We start from the raw sequence: 527 nt of genomic DNA, 5'->3' as shown, positions 1-527 counted from the left end.
GGTTAGTGCAATAAAGCGTCCAGGGGTTATAATTAAGGATGCAGTTTTATTAAAAAACTAGCAAGTTATTATGTTAGAGAAGAGGTTAACAATGAAAAATAGAGAGGGAGCTATCGGTTACTGTTTGGGAATGGGTAATACATATGAAGATTATCCATTTCGTGATAAGAATTGGACGTTAATGCGACATATAGATAACAAGAAAGTGTTTGCGTGGATATTTGAAAAAGATGGCCATATTTGGATTAATGTGAAATGTGAACCTGGTTTTTTAGATTATTGGCGTCAGATTTACCATTCGGTAGTTCCGGCATTTCATCTTAATAAGGACCATTGGAATTCGATAATTCTTGACGGTACTGTTCCAAAGGAAGACATTTACGAAATGATAAAACAAAGCTATATGATAACTAAAAAAAATAATAGTAAAGTTAATTTCAAAAAGTGAAGGCATTGATTCAGCAGGAAGGATTTATGCCTTTTTCTGTGGAACTTACTATGATTGTGAAATAATCTACTTAAAGTAA

The 527-nt window shown here is 32.6% G+C and carries 1 protein-coding gene; it reads left to right on the top strand.

Annotated features, from left to right (window positions below; translation table 11 throughout):
* Positions 1-91 precede the first annotated feature (91 nt).
* Complete coding sequence (locus ACSR9O_RS27290) at positions 92-448, top strand: MmcQ/YjbR family DNA-binding protein (protein ID WP_427575225.1); 357 nt, start codon at positions 92-94, stop codon at positions 446-448.
* Positions 449-527: the final 79 nt, after the last annotated feature.

The sequence above is a fragment of the Peribacillus sp. B65 genome (assembly GCF_058513295.1).
This window is presented reverse-complemented; position numbering and strand designations above follow the sequence as displayed.

Coding starts and splice junctions, on each gene's coding strand:
- ACSR9O_RS27290 (WP_427575225.1), top strand. CDS start 92: ATGAAAAATAGAGAGGGAGCTATCGGTTACTGTTTGGGAATGGGTAAT.